Origin of the sequence: Phytoactinopolyspora alkaliphila (assembly GCF_010550695.1) — a bacterium.
Taxonomy (GTDB): Bacteria; Actinomycetota; Actinomycetes; order Jiangellales; family Jiangellaceae; genus Phytoactinopolyspora; species Phytoactinopolyspora alkaliphila.
The window spans coordinates 201,612-220,665 of sequence record NZ_JAAGOB010000008.1; the positions used below are offsets into that span (position 1 = coordinate 201,612).

15 protein-coding genes are annotated in these 19,054 nt (G+C 64.3%); all 15 read left to right on the forward strand.

Annotation, left to right across the window (positions count from 1 at the left end):
* Positions 1 to 953 precede the first annotated feature (953 nt).
* Complete coding sequence (locus G1H11_RS16200; protein ID WP_281352414.1) at positions 954 to 5,501, forward strand: DUF6531 domain-containing protein; 4,548 nt, start codon at positions 954 to 956, stop codon at positions 5,499 to 5,501.
* A gap of 5 nt (positions 5,502 to 5,506) precedes the next feature.
* Complete coding sequence (locus G1H11_RS16205; RefSeq protein WP_174257693.1) at positions 5,507 to 5,914, forward strand: DUF7878 domain-containing protein; 408 nt, start codon at positions 5,507 to 5,509, stop codon at positions 5,912 to 5,914.
* A gap of 744 nt (positions 5,915 to 6,658) precedes the next feature.
* Entirely contained in the window at positions 6,659 to 7,522 is an 864-nt protein-coding gene (locus G1H11_RS16210; protein WP_163819627.1) for a DUF2637 domain-containing protein, read from the forward strand.
* Positions 7,523 to 8,004: 482 nt separating this feature from the next.
* On the forward strand, positions 8,005 to 8,547 hold the full coding sequence (locus G1H11_RS16215; protein ID WP_163819628.1) for an SAF domain-containing protein: 543 nt from the start codon (positions 8,005 to 8,007) through the stop codon (positions 8,545 to 8,547).
* Positions 8,544 to 9,338, forward strand: coding sequence for a CpaE/TadZ family protein (locus tag G1H11_RS16220; RefSeq protein WP_163819629.1), 795 nt, complete (start codon positions 8,544 to 8,546; stop codon positions 9,336 to 9,338). The genes G1H11_RS16215 and G1H11_RS16220 overlap by 4 nt, the downstream gene beginning before the upstream one ends.
* Positions 9,335 to 10,855: an ATPase, T2SS/T4P/T4SS family gene (locus G1H11_RS16225; protein WP_163819630.1), complete on the forward strand. Its 1,521-nt coding sequence runs from the start codon at positions 9,335 to 9,337 to the stop codon at positions 10,853 to 10,855. Before G1H11_RS16220 ends, G1H11_RS16225 begins: the two co-directional genes overlap by 4 nt.
* Positions 10,852 to 11,742, forward strand: coding sequence for a type II secretion system F family protein (locus G1H11_RS16230; RefSeq protein ID WP_163819631.1), 891 nt, complete (start codon positions 10,852 to 10,854; stop codon positions 11,740 to 11,742). The genes G1H11_RS16225 and G1H11_RS16230 overlap by 4 nt, the downstream gene beginning before the upstream one ends.
* A complete protein-coding gene (locus G1H11_RS16235; RefSeq protein WP_163819632.1) occupies positions 11,739 to 12,626 on the forward strand; it encodes a type II secretion system F family protein in 888 nt (295 codons plus the stop codon). Before G1H11_RS16230 ends, G1H11_RS16235 begins: the two co-directional genes overlap by 4 nt.
* 79 nt (positions 12,627 to 12,705) lie before the next feature.
* Positions 12,706 to 12,927: a hypothetical protein gene (locus tag G1H11_RS16240; RefSeq protein ID WP_163819633.1), complete on the forward strand. Its 222-nt coding sequence runs from the start codon at positions 12,706 to 12,708 to the stop codon at positions 12,925 to 12,927.
* Between the two features lie 7 nt (positions 12,928 to 12,934).
* Positions 12,935 to 13,315 carry a TadE family protein gene (locus G1H11_RS16245; protein WP_163819634.1) on the forward strand — a complete coding sequence of 127 codons (381 nt, stop codon included), beginning with the start codon at positions 12,935 to 12,937 and terminating at the stop codon, positions 13,313 to 13,315.
* Positions 13,312 to 13,758: a TadE/TadG family type IV pilus assembly protein gene (locus G1H11_RS16250; RefSeq protein ID WP_216843819.1), complete on the forward strand. Its 447-nt coding sequence runs from the start codon at positions 13,312 to 13,314 to the stop codon at positions 13,756 to 13,758. Before G1H11_RS16245 ends, G1H11_RS16250 begins: the two co-directional genes overlap by 4 nt.
* Positions 13,759 to 13,762: 4 nt before the next feature.
* Positions 13,763 to 14,173, forward strand: a complete 411-nt coding sequence (locus tag G1H11_RS16255; RefSeq protein WP_163819636.1) for a pilus assembly protein TadG-related protein — start codon at positions 13,763 to 13,765, stop codon at positions 14,171 to 14,173.
* A 20-nt stretch (positions 14,174 to 14,193) separates the two neighbouring features.
* Positions 14,194 to 14,799, forward strand: coding sequence for a hypothetical protein (locus G1H11_RS16260; protein WP_163819637.1), 606 nt, complete (start codon positions 14,194 to 14,196; stop codon positions 14,797 to 14,799).
* Positions 14,800 to 14,804: 5 nt separating this feature from the next.
* Positions 14,805 to 15,776 (forward strand): hypothetical protein, encoded by a 972-nt coding sequence (locus G1H11_RS16265; RefSeq protein ID WP_163819638.1) that lies wholly within the window; start codon positions 14,805 to 14,807, stop codon positions 15,774 to 15,776.
* 50 nt (positions 15,777 to 15,826) lie between these two features.
* Positions 15,827 to 18,841: a BTAD domain-containing putative transcriptional regulator gene (locus G1H11_RS16270; protein ID WP_163819639.1), complete on the forward strand. Its 3,015-nt coding sequence runs from the start codon at positions 15,827 to 15,829 to the stop codon at positions 18,839 to 18,841.
* The last annotated feature ends 213 nt before the right edge of the window (positions 18,842 to 19,054 follow it).

Here is a 19,054-nt window from a genome sequence, read left to right on the forward strand (position 1 = left end):
GACACAAGAACGAGGCGGCCGATTTGGAATAGTCCTCTGCGTCTGGCCCCCTGGTCTCAACGCCAGATGCCGGGCGCGCGTGGTCCAGATGATGCCTCGACCATCACCGAAAGTTAGATACTTCGTTGCAGAGTCTTGCTGTCCGTTATGACCTGTGGCAGCATGATCGTCACGTTTTGGGCGGCGGAGGGGATGACGTGGTGGGATCCAAGTTTGTCATGCGTGGAATATCGGCATTGGCGGCCGCTGGCATGCTCGTGGCGGGAATGTCGGTAGGACCTGCTGCTGAGGCGGGGATGGTCGATGCCGTCAACAAAGGTCAAGCTTCGAGCGCCGATCCAGCTCGGTCGATCGCTAGCATCGCCCAGCGGCCTTCGCCGCCTGATCTGGTTCCTGCCGGAGAACGCATTCCTGCGAACGGCTCTACGCCGGAGCTGGGCTATGAGACCGCGCCAGAAGGCGGTCGGAAGGAAGAATCGTTGTGGAATGAAACAGCGACAACGGCGGAACAGGTACCCACTCCTGTCATGGGCGAGTATGAATCTGCGCCGGTGTCTGGGTGCATCACCTGGGGTTGGCAACGATGGTCTTACGAACCGGGCCCTTCCATTGATAGCCAGGTCTTTCGACTTCATCGCGCAAGCGATGACGCGCAAATCTGGGAGGATTATGATCCTTACTCATCGCCGTTGTTAACGGCCGCAAGGCGGTACTTCACTAACTATACGTCTACTGATACCTGTTCGCCCGCTGGCAACGATGAGGGGCTCGTGCTAGAGGCTGGAGAATTGTACTACTTCGGTGTAGCGGCAATTATCGATGGCGTTGTTGGAGAATTCGCTTATGGCGAGCCTCATGAAGCGATCCTAATGCCCGTTCCCCACTTACCTATGGAGTCTACCCGTGGAAATTGCTACTGCGTGACGTCGACGGGTCGTACTGTGACGTTCAATATGTTGCGTGGGGATCCGGTGAACACGGCGACGGGGGCGTTGACGGAGTCTGCTGTTGATGCGCAGATCGCTGGCGTGGGTCAGGGGTTTTCGGCGAGTCGGACGTATAACTCGAACAACGAGACTGTCGGTGTGATGGGGAAGGGGTGGACGTTCCCGTATCTTGCGCATTTGGAAGCTGACAGCTCGTCGGTGACGTATGTGGCCGAGGACGGGCAGGAGGTCACCTATGAGCAGGACGGTGGCGGGTTCGAGGTCCCGGCCGGGCACACGAGTCGTCTTGCTGCGACCTCCAGTGGTTTCGAGTTGAGCACGAAGGAACACGAGAAGCTGAGCTTCGATGCCGATGGGCGGCTGGTGACTGCGGAGGATTCGTCCGGCCAAGGCGTCAGTCTGTCCTACTCCGGCGCACAGGTGGACACGGTCACTGATGCGACGGGCCGCGAGTTCGATATCGAGTTCAACAACGACGGGTTCATATCCTCGATTGAGCTTCCCGATGGGGATTCGGTGCAGTACACGTATGACGGTGATCTGCTCACCTCGGTGACGGATCTGCGTGGCGGCGTCACCGAGTACGAGTACAACTCCTCAGACCAGTTGATTTCGATCACCGACGCGCTCGGCAACACGATCATGCAATCCACCTACGACTCCGAAGGCCGCGTCGTGGAACAGATCGACGCCTCCGGTGGGGTGACAGAGTTCGACTACGCTAAATGGGGGCAGCGGCAGTTGACGATGATGACTGACCCGCTGGGTGGGGTGACCCGAGATGAGTACTTTAGGAATGTCCTCGTGGAGACGGAGACCCCACTTGGTGCGGTCACCACGTATGCCTACGACGAACGCTTGCGGATGGTGCGCGAGACCGACCCGCACGGGCGGGTGACGGAGCACTCGTACGACGACGATGACAACCGGACCCGGACCGAGTACGCGAACGGTGATGTCGAGGAGTTCACCTACTCGCCTGATGGTGAGCTGCTGACGCAGACATCGGCGGAGGGGCGTGTCACGGAGTACACCTACGACTCGAACCATCGGGTGGTCACGGAGACCGACGACGAGGGTGGCGTCACCACCTACACGTACAACTCGGATGGTCAGGTCGCGACCGTCACCTCTCCGGAGGGTCGCACCACCGAGTACGACTATGACGCTGACGGCAACCGGATCGAGGAGGCCAGCCCGGAAGGTCGCACGTCGACATTCGAGTATGACTCCCTTGGTCGCCCCGTCAGCGAGACGACGCCTCGGGGGAACGAGTCCGGTGCCGACCCGGCCGATTTCACCGGCACGTTCACCTATGACGACAGCGGCAATCTGGTCTCGTCGACGGATCCGGAAGGGCATGCGACTGAGTTCGACTATGACCTGGTCGGGCAGCAGACACACGTGACCGATCCGTTGCAGCGAGAGACGGTGAACACCTACGACGCGGCCGGGAATCTGGTGTCGGTGACCGAGCCTGGTGGTGCGGTCACGACCCACGAGTACGACCTGCTCGGCAACCGGACGTCGACGACGGATCCGGAGGGCGGTGAGACGACGTGGACGTATGACGCCGACGGCCGGATGGTTTCCATGACGACCCCGCGTGGCAACGAGGCCGGCGCTGACCCGGATGACCACACGTGGACGTATGAGTACGACGGTGTCGGGAATCTGGTGTCCGAGACCGACCCGCAGGGCCGCGAAACCACGTACGGGTATGACGAGCGCTACCGACAGATCAGCGTGACCGACCCGCTCGGGAACACCACCCTCACCGAGTACGACGGTGACAGCAACGTCGTCTCCACCACGGACCCGCTGGGCAACACCACCGAAACCGTGTACAACGGGTTGAACCTGCCGGTCGAGGTCACCGACCCGGCCGGTGAAACCACCACGATGAGCTACGACGACGACGGTCTGCTCATCTCCGAGACGACCCCGCTCGGGCACACCACCACGTACGGGTACGACGACGACGGCCTGAGAGTGTCCCGGACCACCCCGCGGGGCAACGAGTCCGGCGCGGACCCGGCGGATCACACCTGGCACTACGCCCATGACGCGGACGGCAACCTCGTCTCCACCACCGACCCGCTCGGGAACGAAACCACCACCACGTTCGATGCCCGCGGTCTGCCGGTGACGACAACGAACGGTGCAGGGGAGACCACCACCCTCACCTACGACGCGGCCGGACAGACCACCAGCGTGACCGGTCCCGACGGGAACGACACCACCTACACCTACACCCCGGCCGGTGATCTGGAAACCGTCACCGACCCCAACGACGGGGTCGAGGCGTACGGCTACGACGATGCGCGCCGGCCGGTCTCGGTGACCGACCCGCTCGGGCGCACCCGCTCCTACGGCTACGACCCGGACGGCAACCAGACCACCGAGATCACCGCCCGCGGCCCCGCCACCGGCGACACCGAACGGTGGACCATCACCACCAGCCACGACGAACGCGGCCTGCCCACCCAGGTCACCACCGGCTCGGCGGCGTCGTCGAAGAGCTTCACCTACGACGACAACGGCCAACTCACCAGCTTCACCGACGCTGCCGGCACCACCACCCTCACCTACAACGACGTCGGCCAAACGACCTCGGTGACCCGCGGAAGCGACGCCTACGCCTACACCTACGACACCCGCGGCCTCATCGACACCGTCACCTACCCCGACGGCTCGTCGTTCGAATACACCTACGACGCCAGCGGACGTCGGACCCAGGTCACTCTGCCGGGAGGACAGCGCGAGAACTACACCTACGACGCGAACGGCAACCTCACACGTACCAGCCACGACCCGATACCGGGGACGATCGGTTTGGGAAGCCACTACCAAACCAGGAGCTACGACCCCGTCGACAACATCGGCTCCATCGGTCAGGGACGCGGAAACCAGATCATGGCACCGATCCGGTACGAGCGAGACGAGCTCGGAAGGCCACTGACTAAAGCCACCGGTCTCAGCACGCCGTACAAAGCCGAGACGTACGCCTACGATGACGCGGGACAGCTCGAGCGAGTCTGCTACTTCACCGGCACCGCACCGCAGGCCTGCACCGACCAGTCCGATGCCTTCATCGCATACACGTATGACGACGTCGGCAACCGACTCGGCGAGGAACGTGTCGGCGTCGACAACCCCGGTACCACCACAAGCACCTACGACGCCGCCAATCAACTCGCCACGACAGGCGGGATGACCTTCACCCACGACGCTGACGGCAACCTCACCAGCGACGGCACGACCACCTGGATCTACGACGAGTTCAACCAGCTCATCGGCATCGACGACGGCACCAACGACATCGAGCTGACCTACGACGCGCTCGGCAACCGCGCCACCGTCACCGACGGCAGCAACACCCGGGCACTGAGCTGGGACATCAACAACCCGCTCCCGATGCTCACCAGCGTCGACGACGGCACTGACCAGGCCACGTATCGTTACGACCCCACCGGCGCACCTGTCTGGGCCAACTTCGGCGGCGACGACGCCGCCGTCTTCACCGACGACCTCGGCAGCGTCATGTCCGTCTACAACAGAATCACCACGTCACGCTGGTGGGCCAGCGACTACGAACCATTTGGAGCCCTTCGCAGCACAAGCGAAAACACCCTCACCACCGACCAAGTCGGCCTCGGCTTCACCGGCGAATACCTCGACCCCACCACCGACCTACTCCACCTACGCCTGCGCGACTACAACCCCACCACCGGCAGATTCACCGCCACCGACCCCGTCACCACACCCATCGGAACACCATGGGTGTCCCCGTACGCCTACGCCAGCAACCAACCCACCCACCTCACCGACCCCTCCGGCGCATGCCCCTGGGACTGGTGCGTCGACCTAATCGGCGGACTCTGGGGAACCTACCAAGACGAAGGCTTCCCCACCAGAGAAGAGATCAACACCGGCTTGGGACGAGGCATCCTCCAGGGCGGCGAAAACACCGCTCACGGCCTCGCCTCACGCGGTAACCCCAACTTCACCGAAGCCACCGGCTGGGACGGCAACTACCTCGCCGACCAAATCCCCAATGACGGCTGGTACCAATGGTCATCCATTGCCGGAGAGATCTTCTTCTACGGCGGTACCGCAGCCATCGGTGGCGGGGCCTTCGGCGCACGAAACTTCCTCGGCAACTGCCCACCCGGTCTGATTACCGGAAGAGGCCCCTCATCGTTCGCCAAACCGCCCGCCGTAAACACCGGATCGCGCCTCTCCGAGGCGTCATCGGCAGCCTTTCGTGCTGCGAACGACCCGGCGTCGATATTTATCAAGAACAAGCACCTCTCATCAGCGGGCGGCAACCAAGCCAAGTTCGTGTCCGACGACATCAGCCAGATTCAGGGATGGGTGGCACAGGGTCTACGATCAAGCGGCATCCAGTTCCTTCCAAATAGGCTAGACGACACATTCCGGGTGATCGTTCCTGCTGGTCGGGTTATCGGAACGAAAGGACAAACCAACATTCGCGTTATCGTTACTAACGACGGCCGCGTGATCAACGCATTCCCCGTAGTAGCGAGGTGACCACAATGCTGATGACCTACGATCACTTCAACACGGACGAGCTTCGAGGCACCTCCCAAGCCGACTATTTGATCTCTATTGACGCCGACTTTCGAATCCAAGACGGTGACACGTTGGTCTACAAGGAACCTTCCTTCCCAATCGTCGAGCTTGCCCGGAGCTTACTAATCTGGATGAACAATCCTGACCGAGGCGACTTCGCGTTCGACTCGATGGCGTTTGAGGAGGTTGGTTCTGTGCAGGTGCGACAGGCACTCGCGGGCTGGACGTTTAGTTCGGTCTTCGCACCCCGCTCGCCCAGTGCTCCCGTCGAGTGGTCCGAGGTTGAGCGCTGTGTCCGTGACTTCGTGGCACAAGTCGAGCGAGATCTCGCGGCATTCGGCCTCGATCCCGACGAGGTGATCCGACGGTGAATCGTCCCCGCGTTGCCTACGAAATGAACGACAACAACGCAGCCGTCATCGGAGGAGTGCTCGCAGCGATCGAGGGTTTGAGTCGGGGGACGCTCATGCTTGATGAAATACACAGAGTCCTACAAAGCGCGTATCCGCGCCTTGACAATGACGGCTCGGGCATCGCTGACGCGGTCCGACTTGCGGAGGCCGACTTGAGGAGATCCAATTCACCGCCCTGCTCGACGAGCAACGCACGGCGGCGATCATGTCGCCTAGCCGAGTTGCGAACCGTCGTTGGGGGTCTATGTGGCGCGTAGCAGGTATCGGACGTCGAGCGGGCCCTGAAGCGTGACATTTCCGGCGTTCGGTAGGTCGCAGGCTGTGTCCTGTGAGGGTGACGGTCGCCGCGCGAGTATGTCGTGCGGACCGAATGCCAGACGTGTACCGGATTGGATCGATTCTTGCGATCAGTACGATGCTTAAGGCGCGGGGCGATTTGGTCGGTCCGCCGACGTGGGCCTCCACGTTTGTCCGTTGACGACTCAAGAGTCATATAGACGCCACCGGGGGCAGCACTTCAACAGCTTTGTTCCACGCATCGTGCCCCACCAATCAAAGACGATGCGCGCAATGTGTGCTCGATCGCCGTCGTCAGCGCACTGCTCGTCCGCAGTTGCTCGCCGCTCGCAGATATAGCGTCGTGCGCGCCACCGGGCTCCCCTTCAGATGCCAACCAGTTATCTGAGGGAAGGGCGATGCACCATGAACGACGTTGAGCGCGATCACGAGGAATCGGCGCACAGGCACAGTCTGGCGATCCCCAGGCGCGTGCTCGTGTCGCTCGCGATTGCTGTCGCCCTGCTCGCCATCGCTGCGTTCACGCTCAGCTTCGACGCGTTGCGCGATCTGGCGCTCATCGCGGGCCTCAACCGGCGCTTGGTTTGGTTGTGGCCGATCGTCGTCGACGGGTTCATCGTCATCGCCACGATCGCGGCCGTCTTACTGCGGCCGCGGGGGTGGAAGGTCGCCTGGTATCCCTGGTTCACGCTCATGCTCGCGGCAGCCGTGAGCGTCTGGGGAAACGCTCTGCACGCTGCGACACACGCGGATCTCAACCGGGTGACGCTCGTGGTCGCCGCGCTTGTATCCGCCGTTCCTGCGCTCTCTCTATTGCTCGCGTCCCATCTGCTTGTTGTCCTCTTGGCGCCCCCTGAGAGTGTGCGAGCCGTTCGAGTTGTGCGCAACGCGCACACGACCGAGGCGACCCTGAACAGCGCGCACTCCGACGATCACGGTGCGAGCCATTCCAACACGCATGCGCGCGCCACGACTCGTCGTTCAAGCGACCACGGCCGTCAACATGCGCGGCGGGCGATTAGTACGCGCAAGCCGACCAACGAAGAACTGCGCGCATGGGTGAACGAAGAGCTGCGTGGAGGACGCGCGGTCACCGGCGTCACGGTAGGTGAACGCTTCCGTGTCTCCGGCGCCACCGGTCGCCGGTGGCTGAAATCTCTCCGGGCGACGGCTCAGGATCGAAGTCAATCCAGCCCGACCCCCAACGAAGTCGCGGGCGCTCCGCGCGGAGGCTCAGGATCTGGATCGAACGGACTCGGCGCGGAGTGAAGCCGAGGCATCAAGCACAGAATGCGCAAGTTCTTAGCCAGTTTGCGACAGGCACGAAGCCACCGGCTGACCAGCAGCGGCGCAGGCCGAGATTACTGTCAACTGGCCCCTTGCATTCTCAAAGATCGCCCGCAAAGATCGCTTACAGCTTCATGATCGAAAGTAACGAGGAACGCGATCTCAGGTCATCGATTGACGGGATGTGGTGTCAGATTGGCTGTCAGCCGGAGCAGTGAGCGAGACGAGAACCAGTCAGAGGATTCCTCGAGGAAAAGCCGTCTTGGAGTCTTTGACCGCCGGAGCTACAGATGAGCAGGGCGGTCGAGGATCGTGTTGGCCGTAAGCAACCAGCGCCCCAGGTGCACCTCCGCGATGGCAACTCGCACGAGGCACAGCGCGACGTCACAGTCACTCGTGTTCGACACACGCGGCGCAAAGGTCTCATGGGTCTGGGTGTCGCCTTGTTGGCTTTAGGCGGTGGCGTGGCATACGTCCTAGCCGAGCAATCGAGTGATGCCGTCGACGTCATTGCCGTGGCCAACGACGTCCCCCGTGGCCACGTCATTAGCGAAGGCGATCTGACGATCGCGTCAACGGGACCTGATCCGGCGCTGACACCGGTACCGGCTTCCCGGATCGATGAGATCGTCGGGATGCGCGCCGTGGCGGACCTGACGCGCGGCACGCTCCTCAGCGACATCGCGGTCACTGATCAGCTGATACCCGGTGCTGGCGAGACCGTCGTCGGGCTCGCTGTGGCTCCGGGGCAACTCCCCGATGGCCTCGTCACACCGGGCGCATCGGTACGCGTATTCGATACGCCCAGCCCTGGCGATGAGCCGCCCAAAGCCACTCCGGCCTCGATTGGGGCGACGGTGGTCAGCATCGTCTACGACGACGTCACGGGCCAGAACCTCGTCAACGTGCTCGTGGACCGCAGCGTCGCCGGTGATCTCGTCGCCCGCAACGCAACCGGCCGGATCGGTGTGGCGCTCGACTCGTCGGAGGACGGTGGTACCTCGTGACCGTCATCGCACTCACCTCCACGCGCGGAGCGCCCGGCGTTACGACGGCCGCTCTGGCGCTGACGTTCGCGTGGCCTCGAGCTGCACTCTTCGTGGAAGCGGACGTCTCCGGGAGCTCCAGCGTCAATGCGGGACATCTGCGTGGGCAAGCCGATCCAGAGCCGAACATCGTCGACCTGGCCGTCGCGTATCGCAACAACGCGCTGACCTTCGACGCTCTCCATCGCGCTGCCCAGGAGCTCCCCCTGGACTCCAGCCGGATCTTCCTTGCTGGCCTGGCCAACTCGTCACAACGATCGGCGTTCACACCCGCCTTTTGGGAAGCACTGTCGGCACTGCTGACAACAATGCCGAATCACGGCATCGACGTGATCATCGATGCCGGTCGCCACGGAATGCGCGCCGCACCTGAACCCTTGCTCCAGGGCGCGGATTTGGTGTGCGTGGTCACCCGGACCCGGCTCGACCCCATTGTCTCTGTCACGGCCAATGCAGCCGAGATCCGCGGTGCGGCCGACGTCGCTACCGACCGTGTGGGGGTAATCGTCGTCGGCGATGGTCAGCCCTACTCGGCCCGGGACGTCGCGCGAACGTCGGGCTTACCGGTCTGGGCGACCATGTCGTGGGACCCGGTAAACGCCGACCGGCTCAGTGGTGGCAAGGACATTGCTAGCCGGGCACGTTTCGACAAGTCTCCGTTGATGCGCAGCGCACGATCTGCGGTCAACGAACTCACAAACGTCGCAAACCGCCGAGAGCGCGTACTTGGCACAGAGATGGGCCGACCGTGACGGAGCCCGACACCGACCTCAGCACGCTGCCTATCCTCCGCGGCAGTAACGGGCGGGACCGTCGTCCCACGCGGCCAACGCCGCGGCGGCCCGGCGCCATCGGTCTTGCCGCCTCCCCTGTCGCCTCCCCCAGGGTGACCAACGGCGCCACGTTGACGGTGAACGGCGTTCTCGATGCCCCAACTGACACGAGCGCCGATGTACTGGATTGGGCACAGGTTCGTAGCTTCAGGCGGATCGCAGCTGACCGGCTGGCTGACGAGCTTCGGGGCAGCGAAGGTGTCACAGAGCAACGCCGGCGCGAGGTCGGCCGGCGGATCATCCAGCAGATTCTTGACGAACACGTCCGCGCCGCCTATCAATCCGGCGATCGGAGTTTGACGCCGAACATCCAGGCCGCGTTGGCGAAGGCGATCTTCGACGCGCTGCTCGGCTTGGGAAGGCTCCAGCCGCTCGTCGACAACGACCGCCTGGAGAACGTCGAAGTATTCGGTTGCGAGAAGGTCGTCACCATTGACTACCACGGCCATACGGAAGAGCTTCCTCCCGTAGCCGACACCGAGGAAGAACTCCGAGAGATGCTGGCCAACCTTGCCAGCAGAGCCGGAGCAGAGCGCACATTCACCGAGAGCAACCCCGTACTTCACCTCGCCCTGCCGGGCGGGGCCCGCCTGGCAGCGATCGGGAACCCCGTCGCCGCCGAGACAGCAGTTAACATTCGTGTTCACCGGCTCGTAAACGTCACCCTCGAAGACCTGACAGTAGAACACGAGACGCTCACACCAGAGCTGGCGGCGTTCCTCCGTGCGGCAGTGCAAGCCCGGCGCAGCATTCTGGTCGCTGGAGTACCAAACTCCGGGAAAACGACGTTGGTGCGAGCACTGGCCCAGGCCATCGATCCGGCAGACAAGATCGCCACGTTCGAGACCGAATACGAGCTTCGCCTCAACGAGCTCCTCGCCGCGCGGGTTCGTAAGCCGATTGCACTTGCCGCCCGCCCTGGCGGCGGCGAACGGGGACCCGACGGCCGCCCGATTGGCGAGATCACGCTCAACGATCTTCTGGAGTCGGCACTGCGGCTGAACCTGAACCGGATGATCGTCGGCGAGGTTCGCGGTTCAGAGGCGCTCACCATGCTGAAGGTCGCCCAGACCGCGCCCGGCTCGTTGTCCACCATTCACTCACGCAACGCCCGTGACGCCATTGAGCGGCTGGCGACCTGCGTCTTGGAGGCCGGCGCCCACATCACCGATCACCTCGCGTACCGCCTCATCGCCCATCACATCGACCTCATCGTGCATGTCAAGCTACGAACCATCCGCCATGCCGACGGCCGGACCGACCAGAAACGGTTCGTGGACGAGGTCATAGCCCTCGAACCCGGCGAGCGCGGCGCGCCCGCCATCACGGACGTGTTCCAGCCCGGCCCGCAGGGTGTCGCGGTTCCGGGTACGCCGCCCCCGTGGATGGACGACCTTGTCGACGTCGGCTACGCCCCGGCGGAAGGATGGGCATGAACCCACTCCTGGCCGCCGTCGCCGCCGTCACCGCCTTATCGGGGTTGTGGCTGTTCGCCGCCGGCCTACGACCGGTCCCCGAAGACCAGGTCAGGCGTTCAGCCGACCGCTTGCGCCACCAACTTCACGGACTACGTGGCACCACACCGGCCCAACGCCGCAAGCGTGCCGTTCTCGCGGCGGCCATGGGCGCCGGAGCACTCGTCTGGCTCTTCACCGGTTGGATACTCGCCGTGGTCGCGCTTCCGGCGGCCGCTGCTGGTCTGCCGATCCTGCTGCAGACATCCAGCGAACGGTCCGGGATCGCGCGGCTGGAAGCGATGAGCGACTGGACCCGCGACCTGTCCGGCGTCATCGGCGCGGGTATCGGCATCGAGCAGGCGATCCGGGCAAGTCTGACCACCGCCCCGCAACCCATCCGTACGGAGGTCGGCAGGCTCGTCGCGCGCCTGCAAGCTCGATGGAACACGGAGGACGCGCTACGAGCGTTCGCCGACGACATCGACGACAGCACCGGTGACCTCATCGCTGCCGCCCTGATCCTTGGTGCCCAGCGTCGCGGCGCTCAATTGGCGAGCGTGCTCACTGGGCTCGCCGACACGGTCGCCGACGACATCCGCATGCGCCGCAATGTCATCGCCGAGCAGGCCAAGCCTCGCGCCAACGCTCGTATGATCACCGCGATCACCAGTGGCGGCCTGCTGCTCCTCTTCCTGACGCCGTACTCGGAGCCCTATAGGAATCCCTGGGGGCAGGCGATCCTGACCGTGTATCTCGGGCTCTACGTTGTCTGCCTCATCTGGTTGCGCAACATCACCCGATCGCCGCGCCAGGCACGCCTCCTCGGGCTGACCCCACGCCATACGACGCAGGGTGCGGCTCGATGACAACCCAGCTGACGATCCTTGCCGGCATGATCGCCGGCTTGGGCGCACTCTTGGTCATCCGGGAGTTCGTTCCCCGGCACCCGCATCCGATCGAGGCCGCGAGAAGGCTGACGACCATCACCCGAACCGTGCCAACGACTACAGATGACGGCGGAGGACTATCTGTCGGCCTCGGCCGACTGATCCTTCGACGTGGCGGCTCATGGTCCATCTTGCGCATACCCCACAGGGACTTGGCCTTGCTGGGAATGAGTGTCAGCCGATTCCTCGGCGAGCGTGGTCTCCTCGCGCTGGCCGGACTCGCGTCGCCTACTGCGTCTGCCGTTGGCGCGTCGCTCGCGGGTTGGACACCACCGATCGCTGTGCCGGTGGCCGTGAGTCTCCTTGCCGCCACGACCCTATCTTTCCTGCCGTACTACACGGTCGCGCAACAGGCCAGCCGAGCAAGGGCGGAGTTCGCTCGGGCCATGACCTGTTACGTCGACCTCGTGGCGCTTGAGCGGGCCGGAGGCGCCGGGCCGGTCCAGTCCCTGGAGCACGCCGCGACAGTCGGGGACTCCTGGGTCTTCGCTCGGCTACGTGACGAACTCGCGCGTGCGCGCTATCGCGGCACCCCCGCCTGGGACGCGCTGCGCAACGTCGGAGAGGAGTTGCGGCTCCCGCAACTGGTGAAGACAGGCGACGTGATGAGACTCGCCGGACTCGAAGGAGCGACGGTCTATGACAACTTGAGAGCTCGCGCCATGGACATGCGCAACGAACTACTTACCCATGACAAGGCCGAGTCGGGTGTCCGCACGGAGCGCGCGACAGCCCCGGTTGCAGTCACCTCAATCGTCTTCTTACTGATCCTGGCCACGCCGATGGCACTCGCCATCGGATAGCTGCCAGCAATCCGCAGCATCCTGCACCTGGCATGAAGGGCAGAACACGGACCACCCGCACCGCCCATAGGAGAACCACATGGACAAGGACCGCATCATCGCAGCGTCGGCATGGCTCGCTGCTGGTGGACAGTGCCTACGCACTCGAATCGCCGCCCGGCTCGTCCCGGCAGGCCGTGAGAAGGGGGCGTCGGCGCTCGAATACGTCGTGATCGCGGCCATCCTCTTCCCCATCATCGTCGCCGCCGCGATCTGGCTCGGGAACGTCATCACGAGCCGGTCGCAAGAGATCACCCCCTGATTCCGCGATGACTCCCCGGCCGCGTGAACGTGGTTCCATCGCCCTGGAGCAGGTGATCATCTGGCCAGTCGTGATCGCGACGATCGTTGCGATCATCCAGGGCGCTCTGTGGTTCCACGCCCGCAATGTGGCGTTGTCGGCCGCGCAGGAGGGCGCACGAGCAGCGTCCGTGGAGACACGCGGCGACGGCGCTGCGCACGCAAAGGCGTTCATCGCCGCCGCCGGTGGAACCAAGGTCATGACCGGGGCAAATGTCTCGCAGCACGATACTGGGACAACGGTCACGGTCACGGTGTCCGGCTCCGCGCCGTCCCTGGTCCCAGGGATGGCGGGTCCCTCATTCAGCCAGAGCTCCACGGCCCCCCTCAAGCGATGGACCACGCGGTGACTGGGCGGCTGGTGCGGGCCCTCCCACGCTTGCGGGACGACCGTGGTTCGGCAGCGCTGGAGTGGGCAATCTGTGTGCCAGTCGCCATCCTGCTCATTTCCGCCCTGGCACTCGCCGGCTACGTCGCCTTGGCCGCTGGATCCGTTGAACAAGCGGCCAACGACGCCGCCCGCGCCGCGTCTTTGGCACGCACACCCACGGCGGCAGTTTCCGACGCCAAGGCCGCCGCCGCGATGTCGCTGGCTGATCAAGGAATCGAGTGCCTGTCCACCACAGTGGACGTGGACACGTCGGGATTCCACTCCCCACCAGGGCAGCACGCGACAGTGGAGGTCACCATCGCCTGCCCAATCCGGGTGGCTCACCTGGGCATCCCCGGTATCACCAGTCGCACCGCTACGTTCACCGGCGTCAGCCCCGTCGATACTTACAGGCAGCGGTGATCGCATGATCCAGCCACTGCGGTCACGAGCGCCTGAGCGCGGAGCCATTGGCGTGGCGTTCAGCGTCATCGTGCTCATCGGGCTGGCGTTCATCGGGCTCGTGTTCGACGGCGGTTCCAGGCTCCAGGCGATGCAGCGTGCCGACAATGCAGCCGCGGAGGCCGCCCGCGCCGCGGGACAGCACATCTCCGGCGCCGACCTCACAGGAGAGACCGGAATCGACCGCGCCGCCGCCGTAGCCGCCGCACGCAACTACCTCGCGGCGGCAGATGTCGATGGTGACGTCTCCATCCACGGCGACATCATCAGGGTCACCACCGCGACAAGCGAACCGACAGTCTTTCTCTCGATCCTCGGGATCACGACAATGAGCGCCACCGGCGAAGCTAGCGTGCGGATCACCACCGGACTATGACGAAGAACGGAACGAACAACATGAGCAAATTGCGGTATGCCACGGCGGGCTTGGTCATCTCGCTGGCCCTTCTCACCGCATGCAACAGCGACGACGACTCAGCCATCACCGACCCGACACCCGAGGCCGAGACACCGTCGAGGCCGACGCTGACCGCACCGCCCACGTCCAGCCCGGAGGAACAAGCCGCAGAAGAACTTGAGGCGACTTTTCGGGAGATCATCGCCGCGTGGGACGAATCGAAGATCAACACGTCCGATTATGTCTCATCCGACGATCCTGGCTGGGCCAACGATCTGGTCTCATCGTGGCCGGTTCACCTTGACGCACAGATCGAGTTGGAGAACTGGACCGCAGCCTGGGGTGCATCAGCCTCCGAACAGGTCGGCGAGACCATCATCGCCACCCATGACATCACTGACATCGAGTTCAGCGACGACATGCCGGTCACCGCCGAATCGCGCGCCTGCCTCGACCTGACAGAGATCGAGATCGTGGATTATGACGGCGAGCCAGCGGAGTTCTCCTACGAACCGACACAGTACCAAACGTGGGACATGACCTGGGACTATGTCGACGAATGGCGGCTGGCGACGATCGGTCTCACAGTGGATGAACCGTGTTGAAGATCGTGACGACCATCGTAATATTTCTCACCAGTTCGGCGTTCCTGTTGGCCGGTGTTGCGCTCCCCGCGGCGGCGTCGAACCAGCCACCAGACTTCGAATGCCCGGACGGCCACCGGTGGACGGGTTTCGGCTGTGAACCGGAGGACGACGACACCGATCGGGAACGGACGGGATGTGATCAAGCTGATCCCACGGTGATGAACATCCCCTGCCGTTTCGGCCCCTTCGTCTGGCATCAGCCGCACGACAGCTACCTCCGGGCACTCACGCAGCAGGAAGCGGCCGAGTTCCGTGACGACGGCATCTACGGCTGCAGTGGCTGCCTGTACGACGGGCTGTGGCAGGACTACCCGTTGGGTTGGATCTACGAATGGCGCAAGATATCCGGCATCATTCCACCGTCTGATCCGGTGTGGGGCCAGGTCGGCTTCATCTGGCTCGCGGATGACCCACTCGGCCCGCCACCCGTCGACCCGGCCGCACTCGCACAGCAGATCCTGGACGACATGGACCTGCAACCGATCGAGATCGGCATGGCACCGGCACCGATCGACCAACGGCCCGATTCACTCGGACTCGTCGGTGCACCCGTGTGGCTCTGGGCCGTCGACCCGTCACCACAGACCTGGGGACCCGTAGAAGACTCCATGTCCGAAGGCGGTATCACTGTCACCGTCACCGCTGCGGTCGAGGAAGCGTCGTGGGACACCGGCGACGGAAGCATCCGCACCTGCACCGACCCCGGCACGGCGTACCGCGAATCACTCGGCGTGCGTGAATCGCCCAACTGCGGCCACACCTACCAGCAGACAAGCCGCCAACATCCGGACCAGGCCTTCACGGTTACTGCTACTACCCACTGGGCCGCCAGCTGGGAGGCATCCACCGGCGAATCAGGCACGCTCGACGTCGACCCGCTCACCTCGACGGCACGGGTCCGGATCGGAGAGCGCCAGCTGATCGAACAGGAGTAAGACGCCGCGCAACACGGCAGGACAACAGGCGAACAGGAACGAGGCACGGGATGAGCGTCGGAGCACCGCGAGGCCGATTGTGGATCGTCGACGCGCTACGTGCTCTTGTCGCCTTCGCTACCCTGACGCTACTCGTCGCAGGCGTCCCCTACGGCCTGTGGTGGGCAGGCGGATGGCCGTGGCCATTCCGCATCCCGAGCCTGGATGACATCACGACCGCCTTGACTGCTCCGGATGACGGCTCGCTGTTCATCGGAGCCTTGCTCGTGGCTGGCTGGGTCGGCTGGGCGACCTTCGCCGTCGCCGTCCTCGTCGAGATCCCGGCCGCGCTGCGCGGGGTCCGGGCACCTCGGCTTCCCGCCCTGGGCACGCAACAGCGGCTCGCCGCCGTCCTCGTCTCCGCCGTCGCGGGCATGCTGACCATCGGCCCGGTCGCCACCGCCGAACCAGCCCCATCTCATTCCTTCACTACCGCCGTTCCGCCGGACGACTGGCGACCTGTACCAACCGTCCCGCCCGAAATGCTCACCGGAGAGCAACCACAGAACCACCAAGAGGAACCCACGAAACCCGACCACGAAGCAGAACCCGACGAGGAAGAGACATCGGAGCACGTCGTCCAGCGAGGCGACACTCTCTGGGACATCGCCGCTGCCCTGCTTGGTGATCCGTGGCGATGGGCCGAAATCTTCGAAGCCTCGAAGGACACCATCCAGCCCGACGGGCGACGCCTCACCCATCCAGATCTGATCTATCCCGGCTGGCACCTGACGATTCCAGCTGTCACGCCTGGACCCGACCAGGCCTCGACGGTGCCAGACACCGGCGACAACCTCGCCGCCGATCCAACTGCGTCCAGTTCCAATCACGACGGGCTGGTGTCCAACTCGAGCGGCGACGCTCGCGACGCCGACACGGAGTCAGCTGCCGATACCAGCCCTGCGGCGGCGGACGAGCGGCAACCCATCCCCACAGGCCTGATCATCAGCGGCCACAACGTAGCGCCCGCGCCGACGCCGTCCGGTGAGGACGCCGCGGAATGCGACGTACCTGGCTCCGACTCCTTCGCGGGTCCCGCAACCGATGAGCAGGATCCAGACGACGACTCAGATGTGGCCGAGCTTGTCCGCACGGCTACCGGTGTCGGTGCGTTGCTCGCGGCAGGAGTCATTGGCCTGCTCACCACACGCCGCGCACTTCAACAACGTCGACGACGTGCAGGGCAACGACTCCCCCAGCCCACCGACCTCGCTGCCGCGACAGAGCTCGAACTGCGCGATGTCGCCGACGCTACGCAAGTCGATTTCGTCGATCGTGCCCTGCGGACACTCGCCGTGCGGCTCAGCCAACGTGGCCAAGCACCTCCACCGCTACGCCTCGCACGTCTCATCGACGACCAGCTCGAGCTCTATTTCGAAGAACCGGCCGACCTTCCGCCACCGTTCATCGCCGACGACGAGCGCACGACGTGGATGACTACCGCCGACGCCGACGGCATGCTTGACATCGACGCCGACGACGTCCCGGCACCGTGGCCAAGCCTCGTCACCATCGGCCACGACACAGACAACGCCCACATCATGCTGGACCTGGAGCACGTCGGAACGCTGAACGTCTTTGGTGACGTCGAGTCTTGCCACGCCTTCGTCTCCGCGCTCGCCACTGAGCTATGCACCAGTCGGTGGGCCGACGACATCCAGGTGACCTTCGTGGGCAGCCACGTCGACCTCGAAGCCCTGCAGACCGGGCGCGTTCGCCACACGACCGACGTCGACCGCCTCATGCGCGAACTCACAGCACGGGCTAATGCTGATCGCGAACTACTCCGGCAGTGCCAAACCGACAGCGTCGCCGAAGCTCGCACGAAGCAGACCGCCGCCGGGGCATGGACTCCGGAGATCGTCGTCGTCACCGAACCATTGCCGCTCTCCCAGCAGCAACAACTCAGTGCCCTGATCAGTCAAGAGCTCCGGCTCGCGATCGCTGCGGTCGTCCTCGGCCCTGGTAGCGCAGGCGGGACGGCCATCCGAATCGCCAATCCGAGCACAGCGGTGCTTGAACCCCACGACTTGGTGCTGCGTCCGCAGCAAGTCAGGTCGCCCGTGCGGGATCGGATCATCGACCTGGTGACGACCGCCGACGGCGAACTTGTCGGCCAACCCCTCATGGAGATACCCCTGGACCAGATCCCGCAAAGCGCTGTCGCTGCAGCCTTGGAGAGCGTCTCCCCGACCGCTGCTGACGATCAAGACCTGAATCGCCCTCCCTCAGGCCCCAGTGAGGTACACGGTTCACGCCGCGCCAACGGCGAAACGGCACCGGAAAGTACACCAACACGCCATCCGCGCGTCCTCCTCCTCGGAGAGCCCGACGTCGTCGGCGCCCAAGGGCCGCTGGAGAAGACCAAACGCAACCAGGCCGTCCAGCTCGCCTGCTACCTATCGCTGCGGCCCGGCCGTCACGGATCGGCGATGGACGAAGCGATATGGCCCAACGGACGCCCAGGGACGAATACCCGCGGCACAGCAGTGTCAAGGCTGCGCCGATGGCTCGGCCCCCACCCGGACGACGACACGTACCTTCCGCACGCCACCGACGACATCTACCAGTTTCACCGTGACGTGCAATCTGACTGGCAAGACTGGTGCGACATCCTCCCCGACGGACTCGTCCAGGCCAGTAGCGACGATCTGTGGCGAGCTCTCGACCTTGTTCGGGCACGACCGCTATCCGGGCGCGGTGCCTCATACACCTGGGCCGACATGCACGCCCACGAGATGACCTCCGCCATCATTGACGCCTGCCATGAACTCGCCGAACGAGCACTCAAGGCCGGTGATCTGCGCGCCACGCAGACCGCCGCGCTACGCGGCCTCGACATCGAACCGGCCTGCGAACTCCTCTGGAGAGACCGTCTCAAAGCCGAGGCCCGACTCGGCAACCGCACCCGTACGCTCGAACTCATCGGCCGACTCCGCGTTCTCGCGGACGAGCTCGGGAGCGACCTCGAAGACGAAACCATCGCCCTCATCGACCAGATTGTGCAACGCAGCCGCTCGAGCTGACACGGAACCGCACCGAGCGACACGATCGGACGTTGGCTGGCCCGGCTACTATCGCCCGGACCGCCGGCTGCCGGCGCGGGTCGCAGCGAAATCCAGGCCGACATCTCAGGTGGGTCGGGCAGCCTGGTCTCATTTCTCATGTGGGCCGGTCCACACCATGGCCCCACGTGCAAGGTGGTGTGCCGAGGAGTTCGTCTTCTGCTCTTGCCGGCA

What these genes read in the sequence shown, in the direction of transcription:
- G1H11_RS16235 (WP_163819632.1), top strand. Translation starts at nt 11,739, where the DNA reads ATGACAACCCAGCTGACGATCCTTGCCGGCATGATCGCCGGCTTGGGC.
- G1H11_RS16205 (WP_174257693.1), top strand. Translation starts at nt 5,507, where the DNA reads ATGCTGATGACCTACGATCACTTCAACACGGACGAGCTTCGAGGCACC.
- G1H11_RS16240 (WP_163819633.1), top strand. Translation starts at nt 12,706, where the DNA reads ATGGACAAGGACCGCATCATCGCAGCGTCGGCATGGCTCGCTGCTGGT.
- G1H11_RS16260 (WP_163819637.1), top strand. Translation starts at nt 14,194, where the DNA reads ATGAGCAAATTGCGGTATGCCACGGCGGGCTTGGTCATCTCGCTGGCC.
- G1H11_RS16210 (WP_163819627.1), top strand. Translation starts at nt 6,659, where the DNA reads ATGAACGACGTTGAGCGCGATCACGAGGAATCGGCGCACAGGCACAGT.
- G1H11_RS16245 (WP_163819634.1), top strand. Translation starts at nt 12,935, where the DNA reads ATGACTCCCCGGCCGCGTGAACGTGGTTCCATCGCCCTGGAGCAGGTG.
- G1H11_RS16230 (WP_163819631.1), top strand. Translation starts at nt 10,852, where the DNA reads ATGAACCCACTCCTGGCCGCCGTCGCCGCCGTCACCGCCTTATCGGGG.
- G1H11_RS16270 (WP_163819639.1), top strand. Translation starts at nt 15,827, where the DNA reads ATGAGCGTCGGAGCACCGCGAGGCCGATTGTGGATCGTCGACGCGCTA.
- G1H11_RS16255 (WP_163819636.1), top strand. Translation starts at nt 13,763, where the DNA reads ATGATCCAGCCACTGCGGTCACGAGCGCCTGAGCGCGGAGCCATTGGC.
- G1H11_RS16200 (WP_281352414.1), top strand. Translation starts at nt 954, where the DNA reads ATGTTGCGTGGGGATCCGGTGAACACGGCGACGGGGGCGTTGACGGAG.